The sequence below is a fragment of the Candidatus Melainabacteria bacterium genome (genome assembly GCA_003963305.1).
Lineage (GTDB): Bacteria > Cyanobacteriota > Vampirovibrionia > Obscuribacterales > Obscuribacteraceae > PALSA-1081.
Genome location: RXJR01000001.1, coordinates 109,960 through 130,345 on the forward strand (window position 1 = coordinate 109,960; position 20,386 = coordinate 130,345).

18 protein-coding genes and 1 tRNA gene are annotated in these 20,386 nt (G+C 49.7%); 10 read left to right on the top strand and 9 right to left on the bottom strand.

What is annotated here, in order from left to right; translation table 11 throughout:
- Positions 1 to 105: 105 nt before the first annotated feature.
- Positions 106 to 1,344 (top strand): radical SAM protein, encoded by a 1,239-nt coding sequence (locus EKK48_00470; GenBank protein ID RTL45851.1) that lies wholly within the window; start codon positions 106 to 108, stop codon positions 1,342 to 1,344.
- Here EKK48_00470 and EKK48_00475 read toward each other — a convergent pair.
- Positions 1,341 to 2,405, bottom strand: a complete 1,065-nt coding sequence (locus EKK48_00475) for a glycosyltransferase (GenBank protein RTL45852.1) — start codon at positions 2,403 to 2,405, stop codon at positions 1,341 to 1,343. The genes EKK48_00470 and EKK48_00475 overlap by 4 nt on opposite strands.
- A gap of 149 nt (positions 2,406 to 2,554) precedes the next feature.
- On the opposite strand from EKK48_00475, the gene EKK48_00480 reads away from it, so the two are divergent.
- From EKK48_00480 to EKK48_00505, 6 genes are all read left to right on the top strand, one after another.
- Complete coding sequence (locus EKK48_00480; protein ID RTL45853.1) at positions 2,555 to 3,181, top strand: class I SAM-dependent methyltransferase; 627 nt, start codon at positions 2,555 to 2,557, stop codon at positions 3,179 to 3,181.
- 45 nt (positions 3,182 to 3,226) lie between these two features.
- A tRNA-Ala gene (locus EKK48_00485) sits at positions 3,227 to 3,299 on the top strand.
- Between the two features lie 79 nt (positions 3,300 to 3,378).
- Entirely contained in the window at positions 3,379 to 3,684 is a 306-nt protein-coding gene (locus EKK48_00490) for a hypothetical protein (protein ID RTL45854.1), read from the top strand.
- 77 nt (positions 3,685 to 3,761) lie between these two features.
- Positions 3,762 to 4,691: a DUF547 domain-containing protein gene (locus EKK48_00495; protein RTL45855.1), complete on the top strand. Its 930-nt coding sequence runs from the start codon at positions 3,762 to 3,764 to the stop codon at positions 4,689 to 4,691.
- Entirely contained in the window at positions 4,688 to 6,637 is a 1,950-nt protein-coding gene (locus tag EKK48_00500; protein RTL45856.1) for an N-acetylmuramoyl-L-alanine amidase, read from the top strand. Before EKK48_00495 ends, EKK48_00500 begins: the two co-directional genes overlap by 4 nt.
- Positions 6,638 to 6,723: 86 nt before the next feature.
- The gene (locus EKK48_00505; GenBank protein ID RTL45857.1) at positions 6,724 to 7,491 is read left to right on the top strand and encodes a type III pantothenate kinase; all 768 of its coding nucleotides are present in this window, start codon (positions 6,724 to 6,726) and stop codon (positions 7,489 to 7,491) included.
- On the opposite strand, the gene EKK48_00510 is transcribed toward EKK48_00505, so the two are convergent.
- The 6 genes from EKK48_00510 to EKK48_00535 all read right to left on the bottom strand — a co-directional run bounded on the left by EKK48_00510 (position 7,451) and on the right by EKK48_00535 (position 14,699).
- Positions 7,451 to 7,717, bottom strand: a complete 267-nt coding sequence (locus tag EKK48_00510) for a hypothetical protein (protein ID RTL45858.1) — start codon at positions 7,715 to 7,717, stop codon at positions 7,451 to 7,453. The genes EKK48_00505 and EKK48_00510 overlap by 41 nt on opposite strands.
- Before the next feature lie 327 nt (positions 7,718 to 8,044).
- On the bottom strand, positions 8,045 to 8,776 hold the full coding sequence (locus EKK48_00515) for a hypothetical protein (protein ID RTL45859.1): 732 nt from the start codon (positions 8,774 to 8,776) through the stop codon (positions 8,045 to 8,047).
- A 239-nt stretch (positions 8,777 to 9,015) separates the two neighbouring features.
- Positions 9,016 to 9,639, bottom strand: coding sequence for a hypothetical protein (locus tag EKK48_00520; protein RTL45860.1), 624 nt, complete (start codon positions 9,637 to 9,639; stop codon positions 9,016 to 9,018).
- Positions 9,640 to 9,961: 322 nt separating this feature from the next.
- The gene (gene glmU / locus EKK48_00525) at positions 9,962 to 11,362 is read right to left on the bottom strand and encodes a UDP-N-acetylglucosamine diphosphorylase/glucosamine-1-phosphate N-acetyltransferase (GenBank protein RTL45861.1); all 1,401 of its coding nucleotides are present in this window, start codon (positions 11,360 to 11,362) and stop codon (positions 9,962 to 9,964) included.
- A gap of 79 nt (positions 11,363 to 11,441) precedes the next feature.
- On the bottom strand, positions 11,442 to 12,377 hold the full coding sequence (locus tag EKK48_00530) for a glycosyltransferase (GenBank protein RTL45862.1): 936 nt from the start codon (positions 12,375 to 12,377) through the stop codon (positions 11,442 to 11,444).
- A gap of 195 nt (positions 12,378 to 12,572) precedes the next feature.
- On the bottom strand, positions 12,573 to 14,699 hold the full coding sequence (locus EKK48_00535; protein RTL45863.1) for a hypothetical protein: 2,127 nt from the start codon (positions 14,697 to 14,699) through the stop codon (positions 12,573 to 12,575).
- Positions 14,700 to 15,353: 654 nt separating this feature from the next.
- Here EKK48_00535 and EKK48_00540 point away from each other — a divergent pair.
- Together EKK48_00540 and EKK48_00545 are read left to right on the top strand one after the other, a co-directional pair.
- Positions 15,354 to 16,259 (top strand): TIGR01777 family protein, encoded by a 906-nt coding sequence (locus tag EKK48_00540; GenBank protein RTL45864.1) that lies wholly within the window; start codon positions 15,354 to 15,356, stop codon positions 16,257 to 16,259.
- Positions 16,260 to 16,340: 81 nt separating this feature from the next.
- Positions 16,341 to 17,504, top strand: a complete 1,164-nt coding sequence (locus EKK48_00545; GenBank protein RTL45865.1) for a PAS domain-containing protein — start codon at positions 16,341 to 16,343, stop codon at positions 17,502 to 17,504.
- A gap of 10 nt (positions 17,505 to 17,514) precedes the next feature.
- On the opposite strand, the gene EKK48_00550 is transcribed toward EKK48_00545, so the two are convergent.
- Positions 17,515 to 18,195: a response regulator transcription factor gene (locus EKK48_00550; GenBank protein RTL45866.1), complete on the bottom strand. Its 681-nt coding sequence runs from the start codon at positions 18,193 to 18,195 to the stop codon at positions 17,515 to 17,517.
- A 250-nt stretch (positions 18,196 to 18,445) separates the two neighbouring features.
- Positions 18,446 to 19,345 (bottom strand): MBL fold metallo-hydrolase, encoded by a 900-nt coding sequence (locus EKK48_00555; GenBank protein ID RTL45867.1) that lies wholly within the window; start codon positions 19,343 to 19,345, stop codon positions 18,446 to 18,448.
- Between the two features lie 132 nt (positions 19,346 to 19,477).
- Here EKK48_00555 and EKK48_00560 point away from each other — a divergent pair, with 132 nt between their 5' ends.
- Positions 19,478 to 20,386, top strand: a complete 909-nt coding sequence (locus EKK48_00560) for a matrixin family metalloprotease (GenBank protein RTL45868.1) — start codon at positions 19,478 to 19,480, stop codon at positions 20,384 to 20,386.

Here is a 20,386-nt window from a genome sequence, read left to right on the forward strand (position 1 = left end):
GGCAAAACAAACAGCATCAAATGACCCGAAGCTAATATACTCTACGACGTGCTCATTTGTTCCGGGTTGTAAGCAGGAACACTCGTTGCGTAGGGAGAACAAGCTTTGCCACCTGTACTTGCAAATTACTATTTGACCTATAAGTGCAATTCTCGTTGCACATACTGCGACATCCCGATCAAACCAGCAAACATCAAGATCAAAGAAACTGCGCCGGAAGTGATCATCGAAAATCTGGCAGCTTTGAAACGGCTGGGAGTGAAAGCTGTCGACTTTACGGGCGGCGAACCCCTTATCTATAAACACCTGCCTCAGGTGTTACGAGCAGCAAAAGATATGGGTTTCTTCACGAGCCTGGCCAATACGGGCACGCTCTATAACCGAGTCGCCGAAGAAATTAAGGGGCTTGTCGACGACCTGAAATTCTCGCTTTCGACTACAGATCCAGATTTCTACAAAGCTGAGCGCGGCATCAATGGATTTGAAAAGGTAATCGAAAGCATCAAACTGGCTAAATCGCTGGGCGAGCATCCATCCATCATTGCTACGGCGACACCAGAATCCATTGGCGGCATGGAACAGGTGATCCGCCTGGCGCAAGATCTTGGTGTGGTCGTTCTCCTCGGTCCCGTTTTCGACTTTTGCGACAACGAATTGCTGCACAATCAGGGCATCGAAGAAATCAGACGGTTGGCGCAATTCGATAACGTCTGCGTCAACTGGGCTTTCCTCGAATTCTATCTTGATGGTGGCAATCAAATAACAAAACCCAGATGCAGAGCGGTTTCATCAGTGGTCGTGATTTCGCCCGACGATCATTTGCTATTACCCTGCTATCACATGCACGATGAACGATTGAAAATCAAACATGAAAACGGTCGGTCCAATTTGGATGAATTGTGGCACAGCCCTCCAGTTCAAAAGAAGAAGAAAGAAGAAGGTTCGTGGAGTTTCTGTCAGGGATGCACGATCTGGTGCTACTTCGAAACTTCATTCCTCTGGCCGCCCGACAAATATTTCTTCCTCAACATGAAGAGCAAAGCGCGCTGGGGCAAAGAAAAGCTCAAACAATTTGTTGAAAGCAGAACCAGTTTGAAATTAACCAGACGCATTGCTGGTAGCTCAGAAAAGCAATTTACTCACATCGGTGCAAATCCGATTTCGTCGCCCTCAAGCCACTCTGCAAGCTTGCCGAGTAATTCGAAAGAGCATGTGGAAACAGAAGTCATACCGGTCAAATTGAGCACAGGCAACGAGGCGCCCACGCCAGATTTATTCGATGCCACGCCCGGCCGCGAAGATAGCGTCGCCGAGACTAAAGTACAAATTCAGACTAAAAGCTAATGAGCGTAATGCACGACATTGGGAACAGCGTGCTGTTCGCTGAATTCTCCATGAATAACCGCACCTCGCATGCCCCGGCTGAGAACCTTTGATTTAATCACGTAAGGTGGTTGTGCAACTGAGGTCGAATAGATGCGAGCCAGATATTCACCCATCACTCCGATGGCAAGCAGCTGAGCGCCTGAAAGCAGGCTGACTACACCGGCAAGCACCGGAACACCGCCAAAACCGTGAGCAGTGATCATCTGCTGGGCGAAGAGTCCAAGCAATAGAACGCTTCCAAGAAACAAACACACTAAACCGGAAAAAGAGGCTACCCGCAAGGGTAGAACGCTGTAGGCAGTCATGAGATTCATCGCGATAGTGAACAGGTGCGCCCAACTGTAATTAGAACGGCCGTATTCACGCTCTCGATGCTGAACTGCAACGGCAGTGATTTTCGTTGTAGCCCAGGTGAGCAAAACATCCAACGAAACAAATGGACTGCGAAACTCAGTGAAGCCCCCACGCAAGCAAGTTCTGAATGCTCTAAAGGAAGTAATCTCGCCTGCGGACTGCACTTTGCAAAAGTGGCGCAGCATCGCGCGCACCATGCGCGATGTGACCATACGTGAATAACTCTGCTTGTACGTAGCGGGTCTGCCGTAGACAACGTCGTAGCCTTCGGCAAGCTTCTTCAGCAGAACCGGAATTTCGGCAGGGGGATTCTGCAAATCATCATCTAGAGTGACAATCACATCGTAACGAGCGGCACGCACACCGCACAAAATTGCGTTGTGCTGACCATAATTACGCATCAACGTGATTGCCTGAAGTGGATACGACTCCACCGCGGCGAGAATGGTAGCCCAGGTGTCATCGCTGCTGTTGTCGTTCACGCAAATAATTTCAAAAGCCTGCACGGTGCTTTCTAAAGTGGCGCGAAGCTCTTCCAACAACTGCGGAAGGGAATCCTGACTGTTGTAACAGGGGATAACGACGGAGACAGAGGTTGAATATTCCACTTGATAACTCCAGAGGTTCGTATATAATATGCGAACTGTCGAGCTGTGGACTCTTATTTAAGCAATCCTCATCTCCCCCTTTACAATCCATAAAGACGGAGCCCATCTTCGATTTGGGCTCCTGCATTTTCGCAATTAACGGTTTGACGAGGGGGTCAAGCGAAGACTGAGAACGTATTGGAGTGGTATCCCAGGGGCTGGAATCAATGAACGCCGCGATTTTTCAAGTCGTGAATGAATTTTTCACGCGAACAATAAATCAACACGGGCCGACACCAAAAGGCGTCGATTGGAACAGCGAAGCAGCGCAGGAAGTACGTTTCGAACAACTGCTAAAAATCCTGCCGGAAGATGGCTCACATTCACTGAATGATTACGGCTGTGGCTACGGCGCTTTGCTGGACTACTGCCTGAAGCACGGACTCGATGTCGATTACGTCGGATTCGACATTGTTGAAGCGATGATTAAAGAGGCAGTAAGAACGCACGACAAAATCGAACGTGCAAGGTTCATCTACGGTCAGCAACTGACCGTCGAATCCGACTACACCGTTGCCTCGGGTGTCTTCAATTTGAAAGGACCGATTCCTGACGAGACCTGGACACAGTACGTTTGTGACACACTCGAAAAGATCGACAGGCTTAGCAAGAAGGGATTTGCTTTCAACCTCCTGACCAAATATTCCGACGCTGAAAAGATGCGGTCCGACCTTTACTACGGCGACCCGTGTTTTTACTTTGATCTATGCAAACGATTGTATGCTCGTAACATCGCACTTTTACACAATTACAGGCAATACGAATTTACTATCCTTGTTCATAAGGAGATTTAGATCCATTATTTGGAAAAGATGTTATATGCTATATAAACGTTTTGCGGGGCGTTAGCGCAGTTGGTAGCGCGCTTCAATGGCATTGAAGAGGTCACGAGTTCGAATCTCGTACGCTCCAAATTTTTCTATCGCAAGACCTGAAAGCCCGTTAAGGTCATGATTTCCGTTTCTCATCCGCCAGTGGGAGGGTTGATATTGTGCATTTCATAGTAACTGGGCTCGATGGAACCGACTCCGGAGCGCTGGAACGGCGCATGGCTGCAAGACCAGCTCATCTGGAAAAATTCGCCGAAATGCAAGCCGCCGGCAAGTTTCTCTTTGCTGCCGCCATGCTGGACGAGCAAGAAAAAATGACTGGCTCGGTTGTCTTTTGCGACTTTCCGAACCGCGCCGAGCTTGATGCCTGGCTGGAAAAGGAACCATACGTGGTTGGCAAAGTCTGGCAGAACATCGATGTCAAACCATGCAAGATAGTTCCCAGTTGCTTGCCTGTCGCGCCTTAGAGTTTAAAATGCCATAATCAACGCTTATATCGAGCAGCACAGCTGTACAGAAATTCTCGAATAATTCGTTGCATGACATGAATCTATCTGCGGGCAAAAAAACTATACCTCTGATTCTGCTGGGCATTGGCATTGCCCTGGTAGCCTTCCACGTGCTTGTAAACGGCCCATCCTGGGTGAAAGCTGCATTTGCGAAAATCGAGCACCCCAAGACTTATCGCTTCGAAACCTATGACCGCTTATTGCATGAAGTCGTCAAAGGCGACAGTGTCGACTATAAATTGGTGAAGCAATCGCCGCTGCTCAATAAAGCCGTGGATGAATTAGCAGTCGTAGCACCAGACAAACTGGAATCAGACAAAGAGAAAGCCTCCTATTGGATCAATACTTACAATTTGCTCATGCTGAAACTGCTGGCTGACCGCTATCCGATTGATTCTCCGCGCCGTCTGGGAAACGCTGTCAGCTTCACAAAATTCACCATCGGTGGTGACACATATTCAGCTCGTGATGTTGTCGATCTGAAGCTCAATGAGTATTTCAAACGAAATCCTCTTCTGGCATTCCTCGTCTGCGGCGGTTCGAAAGGCGAGCCCCCCCTGCTTGATCATGCAATTGAGCCCGGAACCATGATCACGGATTCAGAAAAAGCTCTGGACCACTTCGTCAACGACCCGGCCAACACGCGCTGGGACGAAGTGGCCAATGTGTTTTACATCTCCCCCTACTTTCAGAGATATGACGACTATTTCGTCGCATACTTTGAATCACCACATATTTTGGTCGCTTCTCACCTGAAGAAATCTGTGCCGGCTGCAAACGTGAGCATGCTCAAAAGATTTTTCAGAGACTACGACCACAGGCTCAACGACGTCGAGCAGACCAACGATAAAAGCGCAGCGCCGTCTAGCAGTACCAGTGATAAAAGCTCAGCAGCATCTAGCAGTACCAACGATAAAAGCTCAGCGCCGTCTAGCAGTACCAGCGATAAGAAGGCCAGTCAATGAATAAAACTGCATTCACTGTGGCGATTTCCGTTTTGTGCAGCCTCCTGGTAGTTTCTTGCAAATCGACCGAAGCACTCAAGCCAGGCGGAGAGCCAGGAGGAGAGCGCAGCGGCGAGCCAGCCAGACAGATCAGTCAGGCGGTAGAACGCTCAGCAGTCGACGAATGGATCAAAGTGACATATCCGAGCGGATCTGCCATTCCCGCAGCCTCGACATTTATTGCCGGAGCCATTGCCGCGGGCACGACCCTGACATGTAATGGTGCACCGGTGCACGTTTCACCTGAAGGCTACTTCGTTCATGTCGTACCGCTTAAACCTGGAGAGAACAGCTTTCTTCTAGTACAGCCACAGACAGCTAAACAAAAGGAGCTGAGCATCAAGCGGGAAATGCCGCCGCCACCCATCAGCGCTGACACTTTCAAAATAGACGCGGAGCAGTTACAGCCAAACAATGATCGAGGCATCGTCGTTGGAGACTTAATCGAATTCAGCGCCAGAGCAACACCAGAAGCGGAAGTAGTAGTCACCCTCGGAAAACGCAAGATTATTTTGCGACCAGCGACGGCGGTAGCAAAAGCGGCAAGTGCAAATAGACATCACAAAAAATCAGTGAAAGCTTCAGTAGCCGCATCGCCAGTCAACCAGGGCTTAGATGCCGCCTATGGCAAAGTTTACCAGCGCCGTTCAGCGTCACCGCCTGATTTATATGTCGGTTATTACAAGGTTCAGCCAGACGACCAGTGGAACGGCGTGCCAGCCAAATACACACTCAATCATGCAGGGAAAACAAAGTCAGTTTTTGGCAATGCAAAATTTACGACGATTTCCCAGCCCATATTAGCCGAGACGATTCATTCAGACACAATAGTAAGAGTCGGTCCCGGCGCAGGTCGCACTACTCCTCTAAATAATGGCATTCGGTTTTTCGTGGACGGCTGGCAAGGCGACCAAATTCGCTGCAGCTTTGCACCCGGTCATCACTTCTGGATCAAGAAAGACGATTTGATCTTTGAACCGAACGCCGGCAATTACGGGCAGGCACCGAATTCGGTGGCACGCACGATCAACATCGGTTCAGACGATTATGGAGTCACAGTGACGATACCGCTCTCACAGAGGCTGCCTTATCAAATCGAACAACATCTCAAACCAAACGAGCTGATCCTGAGAATATTCGGAGTCACGGCCGACACTGACTGGATTACGCCCGCCAACGCGACAGCCGCGCTGGTCGATCGTGTCTCGTGGAAGCAGGCGGCAGATGGTGTGTACGAAGTCAGCGTACCGATAAAATCAACCAGACAATGGGGCTTCAAAGCCGATTACGACGAAACCAGCCTCGTACTTCACATCAAGGCCAAGCCCAATGTGCGACCAGACAGCTTGCAAGGGCTGACCATCTGCGTCGACCCGGGACATGGTGGAAAAGAAACCGGCGCTATCGGCTGTTCCGGAATAAAAGAAGCGACTATTAACCTTGCCATTGCCCTGAAATTGAAGGCATTGCTCGAAAACAGCGGAGCACGAGTAATTATGACTCGAATTGCCGATCGCGACGTTTCTCTTGACGAGCGGGTCGAAATTGCGAACAAAGCCCACGCCGACATTCTTCTGTCCGTTCACAACAACTCCCTGCCGGACGGGCGCGACCCGCTCAGCGAGCATGGCACATCTTCGTACTGGTATCACCCTCAGTCAATCGCGCTTGCTCGAACCGTCAACAGCGGCATGGTGCAAGAAGTCGGCTTCCCCGACTTTGGCTCCAGATTTCAAAACCTGGCACTGACCAGACCAAGCGGCATGCTCGCCATGCTGGCTGAAGTCGGTTTTGTCATCAACCCGGAAGAGTACGCCGTGCTCTTAAGTGCGGATGGTCAGCAACGTGCCGCCCAGGGCATCCTAAAAGGTTTGTTTACTTACCTGCATCCACCAGTCAAGCACTGATTAGCCGTATAGAATATATATTTGCCGAACTGGTCATCAGGCGATCAGGCGACCGGGGCTTCGTCTCGACAGGATCCAGAGGAACTATGCACAACCGAATTGTCGTTGATATCGGGAATACGCGTATCTCATGTGGCGTTTTTCTCGACGATAAGATAGTTGATCTCTCGCACCACCTTTTGAGCAATACTCAAAAAGCAGCAGCCGACATCGCCGAAGATGCAGCCGCCATGCATATAGAACAGATTGCCATCTGTTCCGTGGTGCCTTCTGTGAGTCGCTCTTTAATCGAATATTTGAGCACTCATCACCAAAAGGTATTTCAGGTCAGCGGAGAATCTCAGAACCTAATAACTGGAATTTATGATTCGCTAGGAGCCGACAGAATCGCCAACATCGCAGCCGCTCGCGCACTCTACCTGAAGAAAGACAACGCTATCGTAATTGACTGCGGCACGGCAACGACACTGACTGCGGTATCACACGATGGAAGATTTCTGGGCGGATTGATAACGCTTGGATTGGGAAATACTTTTCGAGCCCTGCATCAATCAACCGAACAGCTGCCGGATATCGAAGCATCGCACAACGGGCAACCACCATTGGCACTTGCTTTTGACACACAAAACGCCATCACCAGCGGGTGCATCTATGGACAGGTAGGCATCATAGAACAGTGGCTGAAAGTCGCCAAAAGAGAACTCGGTTCCAAGACGACTGTAATTGCAACTGGCGGCTACGCCTCGATAATCGCTCCATTAACGAAGGAAATCGATCACATTGCTCCTGACCTGACGCTGCACGGCATCAATTTTATTGCCGAGGCGGCAATGGTCCCAGCGGATCAAGTTTGAATGCGGCTTCAAGCTGTTCTCGATAGTGCAAGTTAGTCAATGCTTCATTCGAGTACATTTCATCTTCCCAATAACTAGCTTCTCTGCCTTTAAGCTCTTCTAGACGCTTAATCAGATTTGCCGGCAAGCTGTCTTCTTGCATTCTGTTTCCCGTTTCTAGTTTGTCATATAAAACGTGCGACTTATCCGACCGTTTTGTGCCATCTGTTATTGATACGACTGTCATATAAAGGTGATACTTCCGTGCAATCCGGTCATTTGTCAATATCGTGAAAACCTTTCACTGGAGCCAGTTTAGAGACTTCAAGGAAAAGAGCAAGGCTTGACTACTCGTAAAAACGCCCCCTCTCGTTTAACAAAATCGAAGCAAAGAAAGTTCAAATATATACAGGTTCGCTCCACATATGGTGCTCATATTCAAGCAGACGACTAAGGATGAACAAAAGATTCCTTCGAACGAAAACAGGCATCAAAAGCCAAATCGACCTGCTTTTGATAAAGCAGATCGATTATGAACAGTTGATTTATCAGTCAGATATACTGCCTTGACTTACTAGAACGAAGTTGGGCAGGTTGGATATACAGTGACGTCCTTGCCTGGGATTGGCTGCCCGTTAACCAGAACGTTATCGATCAACACACTGCCTGGCACAAGTGCCGGAAAGAGCTCTTCCACATCAATCAACAAAAAGGTGAGAGTCGAGCCTGCAGGTATAGGCAGGTTGCCGACACCATTGATCAAGTTCGACAGGTCAAAGGTGTACTGAAGATTCTTGTTCTTGATCTGATTACCCAAAATCGTGTTGGGGATATTGTCACTGCGGAAAGAGCCAGTGCCGCCGCCTGGAGTTATGTAGGTGCCACCAACAGCGATATACAAGTTTCGCGTTGTTGAATTCGGTACCACTTCAAAAGAAACAGTATGCGTTGGCACACCAGATGGAAGGTTCACGACCAAACCAACCTGGTCTAGCGGACCATCAAGATTAGCCAGGAGAGGGAATCTATTAGCTACGTTAGTGAAGCTCGCGAAAGTGCCACCACCCGTCGTAGCAGTGTCGATACAAATATAAGGTTGAACGTTGGCAGAACCGCTTATTAGTGCCGTTTGCACTGCATTGCTGGTGAACAGAGCACTGGTCTTTTTACTCGATGTCAGAGAAGCAAGGCCGGCAGCTCTGAAGTGCTGATTAGAGCTGGTAGCGGCCTCTGCGCTACTGACTCCAAAAATGGTTAGCGCAAGCGCAAGACTCGCCGCAAAAATAGGTTTCAATTTGGTCTGCATTAGTTACGCCTCCACCTTATATCTGTAAGAAATAGCGATGGTTTAACTAAACCAGACCATTTCACGCTCGGGCCACCTTCCTGAACGAAACACATATGTATATACAAATGAGCCACACAAGTCAAGTAAAGTAAAACGCGCCAGTGCTCTGATTACTCATCAGTAGTAAAGCGATCACATATCAAAAACCTGGACAGCTAAAAGCCATCCAGGTTCTTAAAAGCGATTTTGGGCAGTAATTACTGGGCTGCGCCGCAGAATGCTGCTGGTGAAGTCAGGTCATACCCTACGCCACCGAAACCAACGAAGCTCAGTCCATAGATATGTTCAGTAATCGAATTACCTGTACCGATCAAGTTGAAGGTAACTTCGTTAATTCTGGAACCAGGCTGAAGCTGAATATTTCCATTGGCATTGTTTGTGCCGATGAAGTACAGATTAGGCTGCGCAGCTTTCTGAAGGCTTCCCTGAGCCAGGTTGTAGTCGAATGGAACGACTGTGCCGCCAGGAATGGTGAAGTTGATGTGCACGCTCAAGTTATTGGCAGGCACGTCACTGTAGAACTGAATGCCGCCGAGCATCGTTACAGTCGAGGTGTTCAAACCTTTGACTGAAGCAGATGCAACACCGGTTCCAGTTGTCTGGAGCTGCACTGTCTGGCCGATGCCAGGAACGTTAACAAAAGATGCACCAGCAGTGTCACCTTGTGCTTTACAAGTGGTGGAGAAGTTGGCGAAATTACGCGGTCCTAGAAAAGTGCTGCCGCCACCACCGCCGCCTGGTCTAGATCCACGAGCTTCGACTGACTGTACGCCAACTAGTAAAGCGACTGCGGCAACCGCCGACAATGTTTTGAGATTCATGAACTATTCCTCTAGAGAACTAACGAGATTCTGGTCAGAGATTGCATTGCATGTTGCCAGAGACAATTGAATTTATACTAACTGCATGACAACGATACTGCTCAATTTATGCAAAGCAAAAAAACTGCTTGATACCAAATTTTATTGTTTGATTTATTGTTTGGGTTGCAAAGCACACGAGATTCCATAAGTCACCTGACACATTCTGCCCGGATAACCTTGCATCAAACTTTGCGTCGAACCTTGAGAACCCAAAATTAGAATCAAACTCGAAGTGCGCACACCGGTTGCCAAGCAACACCAGGGTTTTCGCACGGACAAGTTATTTCTTCCGGTCAGACCAACCTTCTTTGTTTTCCTGACGAGCTCTGCCTACAGCCAGAGCACCAGCCGGAACATCTCGCGTAGCCACAGTTCCCGCTGCTACCGTCGCTTTGTCACCGAGCGTGATCGGTGCCACCAGAACTGAGTTGCTGCCTGTCGACGCGCCATCACCTATGGTGGTGCGGTTTTTCTGCTTGGTGGCATGATTATAGTTAGCTGTAATCGTTCCTGCACCCAGGTTCGCATTACTGCCAACCGACGCATCGCCAACGTAAGAAAGATGCGAGACATTCGTCTTCTTGCCGATGGATGATTTTTTGATCTCGACAAAATTTCCAATCCGGACTTGATCAGCAATCTCGTTACCGTCGCGCAGATGAGAGAACGGACCAACTTTGCAATCGCTGCCGATGACTGAATTGCTTACATTTGATTGCACCACGCTAGAATTCGCGCCGATAACTACAGGACCTTTGATCACGGTATTCGGCCCGATCACGCAATTTGAACCGATTTCAATTTTTCCTGTTAAGTGGCAACCTGGCAGAACCATGGAATCCTGCCCGATAGAAACTTCCGGTGCAACCCATGTCGTCAGGGGATCGACTATCGTGACACCACTGTCCAGTGCAAGCTCGTGAATGCACATATCACGCAGCAATCTTGTCGCTTCAGCCAGCTCCAACCGAGAATTTATGCCTGCCACTTCCCGCCAATCGGTTGATTTGATGCCGGCAGTTTTGTGATTCTCTTTGTGGGCCCATGCCACCATGTCGGTTAAATAATACTCTTTCTGACGGTTATCATTTTTCAAAGTAAACAGTCCGCTTTTGCAAATCGGCCATTCAAAACAGTAAATGGCAGGGTTGATTTCGCGAATCTTCTTCTGCTCTTCAGACGCATCTTTATCTTCGATAATTGCGATAACAGATCCATTCTTGTCCCGCAAAATGCGACCATAACTTTTCGCATCTTCGACTTCAGTCGTCAAAAGAGTGACAACAGCTTTCTGCTCGACATGCCCATCCACCAGAGCGGCAAGTGTGCGGCCTTGAAGCAATGGCGTGTCAGCCACCGAAACAAGTAAGGTACCTTTGAAATTTTCCAGAGACGGCACCACTTGCTGCAGCGCATGTCCCGTACCATGCTGCGGCTCTTGAAGATGCACTGATAAGGGAGTTTTCGGCGGATTCGCCTGCAAGAAAGCCCTGACTTGCTCAGCCTCATGGCCGACTACAACGTGAACGTGATCGATGTTCAACTCGTCCACCGCATCTAGAACGCGACCAAGAACCGTCTTTCCCAACACATCATGCAGCACTTTAGGCTTTGACGACTTCATGCGTTTTCCCTGTCCGGCAGCAAGAAGAACAGCTTGAGTGTTGCTACGTTTGGTCATGATTTCCCTTTGCTCCTCATAGTATCGAATATGGTTCCAGTGAATGAAGGCGTGAGGTACGGCACAATGGATTCGCACCTCAATCGTAATTGAACTTTTTCTTTTCAGAGACAATATTCAAAGGGCGAAGCTTTGTATTCTCATATCCGCGCCAGGCGTAATTTCCAACCACACCCAGCCCGAAAAGATTCAGCGCACCAAAGAACAGAATCGTCAGCATGGTGCCCGCGTAGCCCGGCACCACCCCGATGCCGCTCAGTCGCCACGTGACGATAACAACGCCTAGAAGCAGCGCCAATGCGATACCCAGCGCCCCAGCCACGATCATAAGTCGAACAGGCAGATCGGTAAAAGCGAAAATGCTATCGAGCAAATAGGTCACTTTCTTCTGAAAGGTCCACGCGCTCTTACCGTGTTCTCTGGCTTTACGATGATATGGCACAAACTTTCTTCTGCCGCCAACCCAGAAGAGCAACCCGAGAAGACTGCTGTTGGCCTCGCGCATATTGATAATGTGATCGCGAAACGCAGCCGTCATAGCGAACATATCAACGCCACCAACCGGGCAAGCGGGCTCTACATATTTACGATAAAACGACCAGAAAATCTGCGACGCAATCGCCGATGACCATGGATCGTCTCGCGACTCGCGCACACCGAAAACAATATCGGCCTCATTTGCATCGAGGACTTGAAAAAAATCTTTTGCTAGCTCGGGAGGCTCCTGCAAGTCGGCGGACATGACAGCGATGCTGCTTCCGGTCGCGGTTTCCAGCCCAAGACGAATAGCTGAAAAGGCTCCAAAATTTCTTGACGAACTGAGTAATTGCGCATGTATATTCGTGGACGGCAGCAGTTCTTCTAAACGCGCTTGCGATTTATCAGGGCTACCATCAACGACAAATACGACTTCCAGATCATTATCAAGCTCTTTACTGAGCTGACTCAAAACTGTGAGCAAAGGCTCGATTGAATCTTGATTTTTGTAGACAGGAATGACAAGTGAATGTTTCATGCTTGCATGTATAAGCGCGGCTATTCCACCAAGCTTACAGTAACTGCGCTGCAGGCTCCAATGCAGACTGACAAATAGAGCTGCAAGTTAATTAAGTGGCTGCGGAAAAAGACGCGAAGAAATCGCCACCGGCAAAATATCGCGGCAATCGAGTTAATTACAAGAAACTAAGCAACGGCGAAATTGCGACGAACTTTACTGGCGAACCAGACGACCCGACGTAAGTGTCTCAACAGAGATTAGCCCGGTATCATGCAGCAATTGCACCTGAGCCAAATTGAAGGTGATGATGGCATTGGCTTTGTTGACGAGAGCAGTTATGAAGTCTCTCTGAGCGTTGATCACGTCGATATTCGTTCCCACTCCGTTAGCAAGTCGAACGCGAGCCAATCGCAACTCTTCTGTAGAAGAAATCACAGCTTTATCCGCGACTTCGATCTGACGCTCTGCCGTCTGACTGTTCAAATACGATTCCCTGACCTGTTGAAGAATATTGATCAAAGACTGATTCGAGTTGAGTAAAGCGATGCGTGCGTTGGCACGAGCAGCCTGGATCGCAGCCACCGAGCCCATTCCCATCTGAGGGAAGTTCCAGTCGAGTCTGTAACCAATGCTATAACTCTTGCGCATCTGCCGACTTGAATACTGAGCTGGAGTGTACTGCTCGCCGGCGGCTACGACCGGACCGTTCTTGGCTATCGCAGCTGTAGAACCGGTCGCTGCGAACTGTTGTGTATTCAAAACAGGTCCTTCAGCAGGAGCAGCCAGCGGCACGGAATTGAAACTGCCAGGCACGAAGTTATAACTCTTAGAAAAAGTGGCACCATTGCCGAGAATGTTTCCGTAAAACTGAAGCTGCGGATACAGCGGCGCAGCGGCAATCTGAATCTGGCGGCGAGCAGCAATTCGCAGTTGTTCGTACTGTTTCAATTCAGGACGATTCAGAATAGCCAGTGCTATCAGTCTGTTCACGTCGACACTCGGATCGATCAGACGCACCTTTTTCACCGTCGATTCCACTGACAAGAAATTGACGGCAGCATTGAGATTGAGAACTGTAGCCAGGTCAATTGAAGAGTTTCGCAATGCCACTTCTTGAATCAACAAGTTCTGCTCGTCACGAGCAAGCTGAGTTTCTGATTGCAAAACCTGAAATTTGGTGCCGGTACCGGCGCTTTCCAGCTGCTGGTTGAGAACGACTTGGGCTTTCGAAACGTCCACCGCTTTAGTTTGAATCTGCAGCAACGCCTGGTTGTTGACAAGGTTGTAATAGCCGCGAGCCACTGCCAGCAACGTGTCGTTAATCGTCCCGGTGACCTGAGCCTTAGCAGCCCGATAGTTGTGCAGGGAAGCCAATGAACCAAACAGCACCGAACCGCCCTGGAAGCCGAAGTACTGGAAACCAGCCTGGGCAGATACGTTCGGAGTTTGAAATGTGGCGGGCACAACACCGCCGATCAACGTTGACCCTTGTAAATACTGATCTTGACCATTGAGAATAATATTGGGCAGAAATCCCGCCAACGTCCCCATCAAGTTCCACTTTTGCTGCTCTTTATTTGCGTATGAAATTCGAATCGCAAGATTGTTGGAGACTGCATAGTTGACGGCATCTTTTAACGAAATCGGTTCTGTGTAGTTCGCTTCCAGTCGAATCGGCGGAAGTTTATTTCCAAGAGGCATCAACTCCTTGGCTTTAGGCAATTTCAACTCGATCGATTCACCAAGCAGGAATTGTTCACCAAACTGCTTTTGCTCTTGGTCATCGAAATCTTTGTCGACCTGCCGTTCTTTATCTGAGAGTCCTGACGGACGAGCAGCTTCCCCAGTGCCTGGAATCATTGCTGGCGCTGCGACGCCGTTCTGAGGAGCGGCGATGGCTGCGCGTTGACTTGGAGAGGCAGTCTGAGGAGTCAGTGCTGGAGTCGCAACACCTGAGGTGTTCGGTGCACTCGCAGGCGCACCTTGCAATGTGCCGTTAGGCGAAGTGGTGGCAGAACTGCTCTGGCTGACGCCGCTCTGACCGACAGGTGAGGATGCGTTCGTACCGACTGTGCCTGCGCCTCCAGGCTGCGGTTGTGCACTTGCAGGCAGTGACAGTCCGAAGCCCAGTTCGAAAAACAATCCGAAACTCAATGCGAGCGCAAGCAGTTGACATCCATCCTGCATCGATCCGTTGGATCTTTCTCTTTTACTGAAAAACAAACTCAACCGTTCGGTTTGTGGTAAAGCGCGCATTGATTCGGGGTTTCCTGATACCTGGTTACCTAACGAATACTGACTTAACCAGATCGACAGTAAGTTTACATCACTGTTCTGCATTTTTCGTGTCAACAGACAGAATTGTAATGAGCTACAGAATGCGCATTAGACCTAGCACATATAGGAATAGCATGTCGCACTTAAACAACAATTCGTCGCACCAGATTTAGTGGCGCGGGAAATTCGAGTGAGAAGATTGAAAAATTTCATGCGAACCAAATAGAAGCTCGGATTTGAATAACGAAATCGATGATAAGGAATCGATGAACGAGTTGAAGAATGTATTTGAAGCTCGAAATGGAGGTGCAGAAATGAATCGCAGAAATCGCAAGACACAAAATGCATGAAAAGAAAAACCCGGCTCATGTGAGCCGGGTCTTATAATTGTCCGCAGTGTTGGTGCCGCCCCAACAGATTCTATCCCTAGATTCCCTCAATACTGGAGTAACTGCGATGTCGCCGAGTCACATCTGACTTCGACACTTATTTTGTACCCGAAAAATTCCTGATAAGTCCACCCTTTAACAATTCGTTCAACATCTCTGCAATGGAAACCCCGGCGTGACAGGCTGAAGAAGTCAGCAGATGCACTTCCACGTCGCACCAGATGTGGAGCACCGTTGTAATAATCGTTCACGTTCCGTTCACACAGCGGTTTTAGCATGTATGACGGTAGTCAGGAACGTAGAGCATCTCACGCGTGGAGGGCACATCATGAAAGTCGCTGTCACCGGAGCCTCAGGCATGGTTGGTTCAGCTCTCATCAAGAAGCTGAAGTCTGAAGGTCACGAAGTCGTGATCTATGTACGACACGGGTCTGCAAATGGCACCAACACATATCTATGGAATCCAGACAACGGCACGATCGATGCAGCCGGGCTGGTCGGATGCAACGCAGTTGTCAATCTAGCAGGCGAGAATATCGCAGCAAAAAGATGGAGCGCCGAACAGAAAGAACGAATTCGCAACAGTCGTGTCAAAGGCACAACCTTGCTGGCCAACACGATTGCCAAAATGACCGATAAACCAGAAGTACTGGTCAGCGCATCAGCAATCGGCTTCTATGGTGATCGAGGCGATGAGACACTTACCGAGAACAGTGCACCGGGCAGTGGATTCCTGGCAGATGTATGCCGCGAGTGGGAGCAGTCGACCAGAGCTGCTAAAGAAGCAGGAGTGCGTGTCGTACACGCACGGCTGGGCGTTGTGCTCAGCAAAGAGGGCGGCGCGCTGCACAAGATGCTGCCAATCTTTCAACTCGGTGGCGGCGGAATCATCGGATCCGGTAAACAGTATATGAGCTGGATCACGCTCGACGACGTCGTCAACGCTCTTATATTCGCCATCAAAACAAAGACAGTCTCAGGAGCTGTTAATCTCGTTGCACCGAACTCGGTGCGCAACTCCGAGTTTACCGACGCGCTCGGACACGCGCTTCACCGACCGGCGGTGTTGCCATTACCGGCGTTCGCTGCCAAGATGATAATGGGCGAAATGGCCGACGAGCTGCTTTTATCGAGTGCGCGAGTGGAACCGCTGGCTTTGGAAGGCAATAAATTCGGCTTCGAATATCCGAATCTGCAGGGAGCACTCCTGCATACGTTAGGAAAGTCTGCGTAGCGTCAGGGGCGAAACCCGGCAAAGAGACAGCATGGACACTGCGACCGGGTCGCAAATTCCACCATTCTAAAAGGTAATTTTGTGACCTCCGTCGATAATGAAACCAGCGAAAAAGAAGAAGAGCAAGAGACTCCATTGCAGCCAGTCGTCGGGCTGAGCCAAATTCAGGACAACGTCAAGGAGTTGCCTGACCAACTGATGCTGCTTTACCAGGCAGTGGAGTCGACCCGCAACGGCATTGTCATTACAGATCCGAACAGACCGGACAATCCAATCATCTATTGCAATCCAGCCTTTGCTGAATTGTCCGGCTTCCGCATCGACCAGATCATCGGTCGCAACTGTCGCTTTCTGCAACGCGACGATCGCGACCAGCCCGAGATCGCTGAAATTCGCAAAGCGATTGATGCAGCCAAGCCAATCACGACTACGCTACGAAACTACCGAAAAAACGGTCAGGTCTTCTGGAACGAATTGACGGTTTCTCCGGTTTTTGACTCCACGGGCAAACTAATCAATTTCGTCGGTATTCAGAATGATGTGAGCGCAAGAAAGGAAGCAGAGAGAAGGGTTTCTGAATTCTATTCAGTAATTTCTCACGAATTGCGCACGCCCCTGACTTCAATCAACGGTGCTTTGCGAGTCATCGAAGACGGCTCTGCAGGCAGGGTCAACGCCAGTGTCATGAAAATGGTCAAAATCGCCCTCGGCAATTCAGACCGGCTGATGCGACTGATAAGCGATATTCTGGACCTCAAGAAAATCGAAGCAGGCAAATTCAAACTCAGTTTGCAGAAATTGCCACCGGTGACTGTAATAGATACAGTCATCGAAACGCTGAAACCGCTTGCCGCCGAGCAGCGCATTTCCCTCGTCAAGGAAATTCACACGAGCCAATCGCTGCTTTTCGATCCGGACAGAGTCGTGCAAATTCTCAACAACCTCACCACCAACGCGATCAAATATTCGCCTGCGGGTGCCAACGTGATTTTGAGGGTAGAAAAACCTTCATCAGACAGCACTCGATTCTCCGTGATTGACCACGGACCGGGAATTCCACCAGATGAAATGAGTAAACTGTTCGGACGTTTTCAACAATTAGACTCCTCCGACAAGCGCCCCAAAGGCGGCACGGGTCTGGGCCTATTCATCAGCAAATCACTGGTCGAGTTACACGGCGGACATATCGGAGTAGAAAGTGCACCGGGCAAAGGCAGCACATTCTGGTTTGAAATATTCAATTAGGGCTATTCTGCTACTTCGAAGAACTACTCAGCATGTAGCCTCGATTGCGGATATTTTTGATAAGACCGCTCTCTCCGGTTTGCCCGATTGATTTTCGCAGCAGTTTGATGTGCGTGCGCACCGTATCTGGTGAGGCAAGAGAGTCGTCCATCCAAACTCTCTCGAGTATCGCTTCCGAACTGAATACTTGATCTGGATGACGCATGAAAAATTCAAGTAAGCTAAAAACTTTCGGTCTCAAATGTATTTCTTCACCCTTGCGTGTCACCTGACAGGTAGCGGGGTCCAGAGTAATATCGCCCGCCGTCAGCAACAAAGCCGCGAGCGAATGCGGTCTTCGCAGCAACGCGCGAACTCGCGCCAGCAACTCCTGGGGGTGAAACGGCTTGGTCAAGTAATCATCGGCGCCCATATCCAATCCGAGCGCTTTGTCAGCGACTTCGGCTTTAGCCGTGAGCATCAAAATAGGCGCCTTGCCGTCCTTCTCTCGATAGGCTTTGAGCACGTCGATGCCTGTCACTTCAGGCATCATCCAGTCAAGAATAACCAGGTCATATTTGAAAGAACGCAAGTAATCGATGGCTACGGCACCACCGTCCGCAATCTGCACTGAGTGCCCCTTGCTGGAAAGAGTGACACTCAAAACCTGCGCCAAATCTCGGTCGTCTTCAACTATGAGTATTTTAGCCAAATGGACACTCTCACACGGTCAGGGAGCTTCGGTTACGACAGACGGAATGAATTACTCACGGAGCCAATTTGTTTGAGACTATTTAATATCATATTGGGTTGATTGCAACATTGATTTGCTAAAACGATCCACTTGAGGACGAAGGAAGGTGCAGCCGCGACGGCTGCGCTCCATGCAGCCGGGACGGCTGCGCTCCATGTTGCCGGGACGGCTGCGCTCCATGTCGTCGGGACCGCCGCACTCCATGCAGCTATTCATTGCCGAAATGGGCGTACCACTGATTCGCCGGCAGTTTCATTAGTTCGATCAGACTCTGCAATTGCTCGTGCATCTGTTCTGGGGGAAGTCTGCCTCGATTGCCGTGACCAGCCAGAACCCATTCAAACCGGTACTGAGCCAGTCTCGTCATTGAAATTATTTGCTCATCCCACGAATACCAGCAATGCCTTCTAAATGCGACGAGTTGTGAGCTTACAGCGTCGTAAGCGAGATGATCACCAGTAAACAGGAATTTTGATTTATAGAGAAGCACCATGTGACCTCGGGTATGCCCCGGCACCGGAATAATTGTGAATTCCGGTGCGAATTCAATTGCAGCAGTACCGTCTATGACAGTCTCTGCAGCGGGCTGCGCCGAAATTTCGCTGCGATGAATAATGCGTTCCGCACCAAATTCAGTGGCATAGCGAGATGCCTCGGCAACGTCATCTTGATGCGTGAGAAAGAGATATTTGATTCCGCCTAATTGCTGAAATTGCTTGACCAGATGGGGCAAATATTTAGGCGAATCTATCAGCCAATTCCCATCAGGATGCTTCAGAAAGAAGCTGTTGCCCCCATAGGACTTGGGAGAATTGAACCCGCAATAATAGACATCCTCTTCGATCAGCAGCGGCAAGTCCGCCATCACAGCTTTGGCTTCGTTGTTTGCCAAAGTTCCGATCGACCCGGTGGGGCAGCAAAGCAGAGCACGCGTGGCAGCTCTCACATCGGATGAATCGACAGGCTGTTGAAAGACATAGGAATGTTCGCCCTGGTCGGCGAAGGAGCCCGGAGCCAACTGCCTGCACGTGTCGCAATTAATGCAGGTCGAATCGACAAAAAAGTTTCCTGGCGCATTGTCTGGTACAACTTTATTGATATCGGCCATCGTACGCCCCCGGCTGATCTCAATATAGCAGGGTAAATAAGGGTATTATCAGGGAAGCGGGCAGCAGCTACCTCTCCACAGACAGCTTTTCAACGGATGCCATTTTAACGACGCCTTTTCAACGGACGATTCATGTTTCAAGCGAAACCTCAAAAGCCAGACGGGCAAAACCAATTCGACCGTGACGGACAACAAAACAAGCAGCAGAGCATGGCTGGAAGAGCCTCCAGGGCAGCTCAAATTGTTTCTGTTGGTCTGGCTATCACAACAGTGACAGCCCTCTTCTGCAGTCCGAGCCAGGGCTACCGAACTCAGGCCCGCCCGGCTGCGCGCCCCGGAGGTGGTGTTGTTTATCCAGAATTTCGAAGCAATTACGGCACTATCCGCTGGATTTCCGATCAAATGCCGATCAAAGTCTACATAGCGCCAGGCTTGACCCTGGACAGCATCATTGATCCTCAGCTGGGCGCACCAATGACCAATGTCGATGGTCGAGATCGCTGGCCCGATCTGGTCGCCGATGTAATTTCGAATCCACAACAGTTTCAGTCCCTGCAAGTCGCCCAGGGTTACGTTCCCGACCACTTTCAGGCCGCAGTTCAAGGCATAAATTCATGGAAAGCATTCGAGCGGGACGGCATCAAATTTCAAATCGTTGACGACCCGTCTGAAGCCGATATCCATGTGTTCTGGACCAATCATTTCGTCAATAAATTAGGGCTCGGTCTCTTCCAAAACGACATTCGCGGTTACACGGCAAAGCGAAGCTTTCCATACAAAGCAATCATGTCAGGCAAACAAGCTCAATTTAAACCAGTAGTGACACTCCTGCGGACTACGGAAGGCAACGGTGTGACCATGCCCTTCGTCAAGATGAAAGCCTCGGCAGCGCATGAATTCGGTCACGCGCTGGGCATCGAGGGGCATAGTCCTTATCCAAGCGATCTGATGAGCGTGTACTATGGAAAAGGCGCCATTTCAACCAATGATGCCGCCACGATCAGGTATCTCTACCGCTGCACACCAGATTTGATACCGTAA

Bases quoted from the DNA above. Each gene is read 5' to 3' on its own strand.
- EKK48_00480 (RTL45853.1), top strand. From the start codon at position 2,555: ATGAACGCCGCGATTTTTCAAGTCGTGAATGAATTTTTCACGCGAACA.
- EKK48_00495 (RTL45855.1), top strand. From the start codon at position 3,762: ATGAATCTATCTGCGGGCAAAAAAACTATACCTCTGATTCTGCTGGGC.
- EKK48_00500 (RTL45856.1), top strand. From the start codon at position 4,688: ATGAATAAAACTGCATTCACTGTGGCGATTTCCGTTTTGTGCAGCCTC.
- EKK48_00505 (RTL45857.1), top strand. From the start codon at position 6,724: ATGCACAACCGAATTGTCGTTGATATCGGGAATACGCGTATCTCATGT.
- EKK48_00510 (RTL45858.1), bottom strand. From the start codon at position 7,717: ATGACAGTCGTATCAATAACAGATGGCACAAAACGGTCGGATAAGTCG.
- EKK48_00515 (RTL45859.1), bottom strand. From the start codon at position 8,776: ATGCAGACCAAATTGAAACCTATTTTTGCGGCGAGTCTTGCGCTTGCG.
- EKK48_00520 (RTL45860.1), bottom strand. From the start codon at position 9,639: ATGAATCTCAAAACATTGTCGGCGGTTGCCGCAGTCGCTTTACTAGTT.
- glmU (RTL45861.1), bottom strand. From the start codon at position 11,362: ATGACCAAACGTAGCAACACTCAAGCTGTTCTTCTTGCTGCCGGACAG.
- EKK48_00530 (RTL45862.1), bottom strand. From the start codon at position 12,377: ATGAAACATTCACTTGTCATTCCTGTCTACAAAAATCAAGATTCAATC.
- EKK48_00535 (RTL45863.1), bottom strand. From the start codon at position 14,699: ATGCAGAACAGTGATGTAAACTTACTGTCGATCTGGTTAAGTCAGTAT.
- EKK48_00540 (RTL45864.1), top strand. From the start codon at position 15,354: ATGAAAGTCGCTGTCACCGGAGCCTCAGGCATGGTTGGTTCAGCTCTC.
- EKK48_00555 (RTL45867.1), bottom strand. From the start codon at position 19,345: ATGGCCGATATCAATAAAGTTGTACCAGACAATGCGCCAGGAAACTTT.
- EKK48_00560 (RTL45868.1), top strand. From the start codon at position 19,478: ATGTTTCAAGCGAAACCTCAAAAGCCAGACGGGCAAAACCAATTCGAC.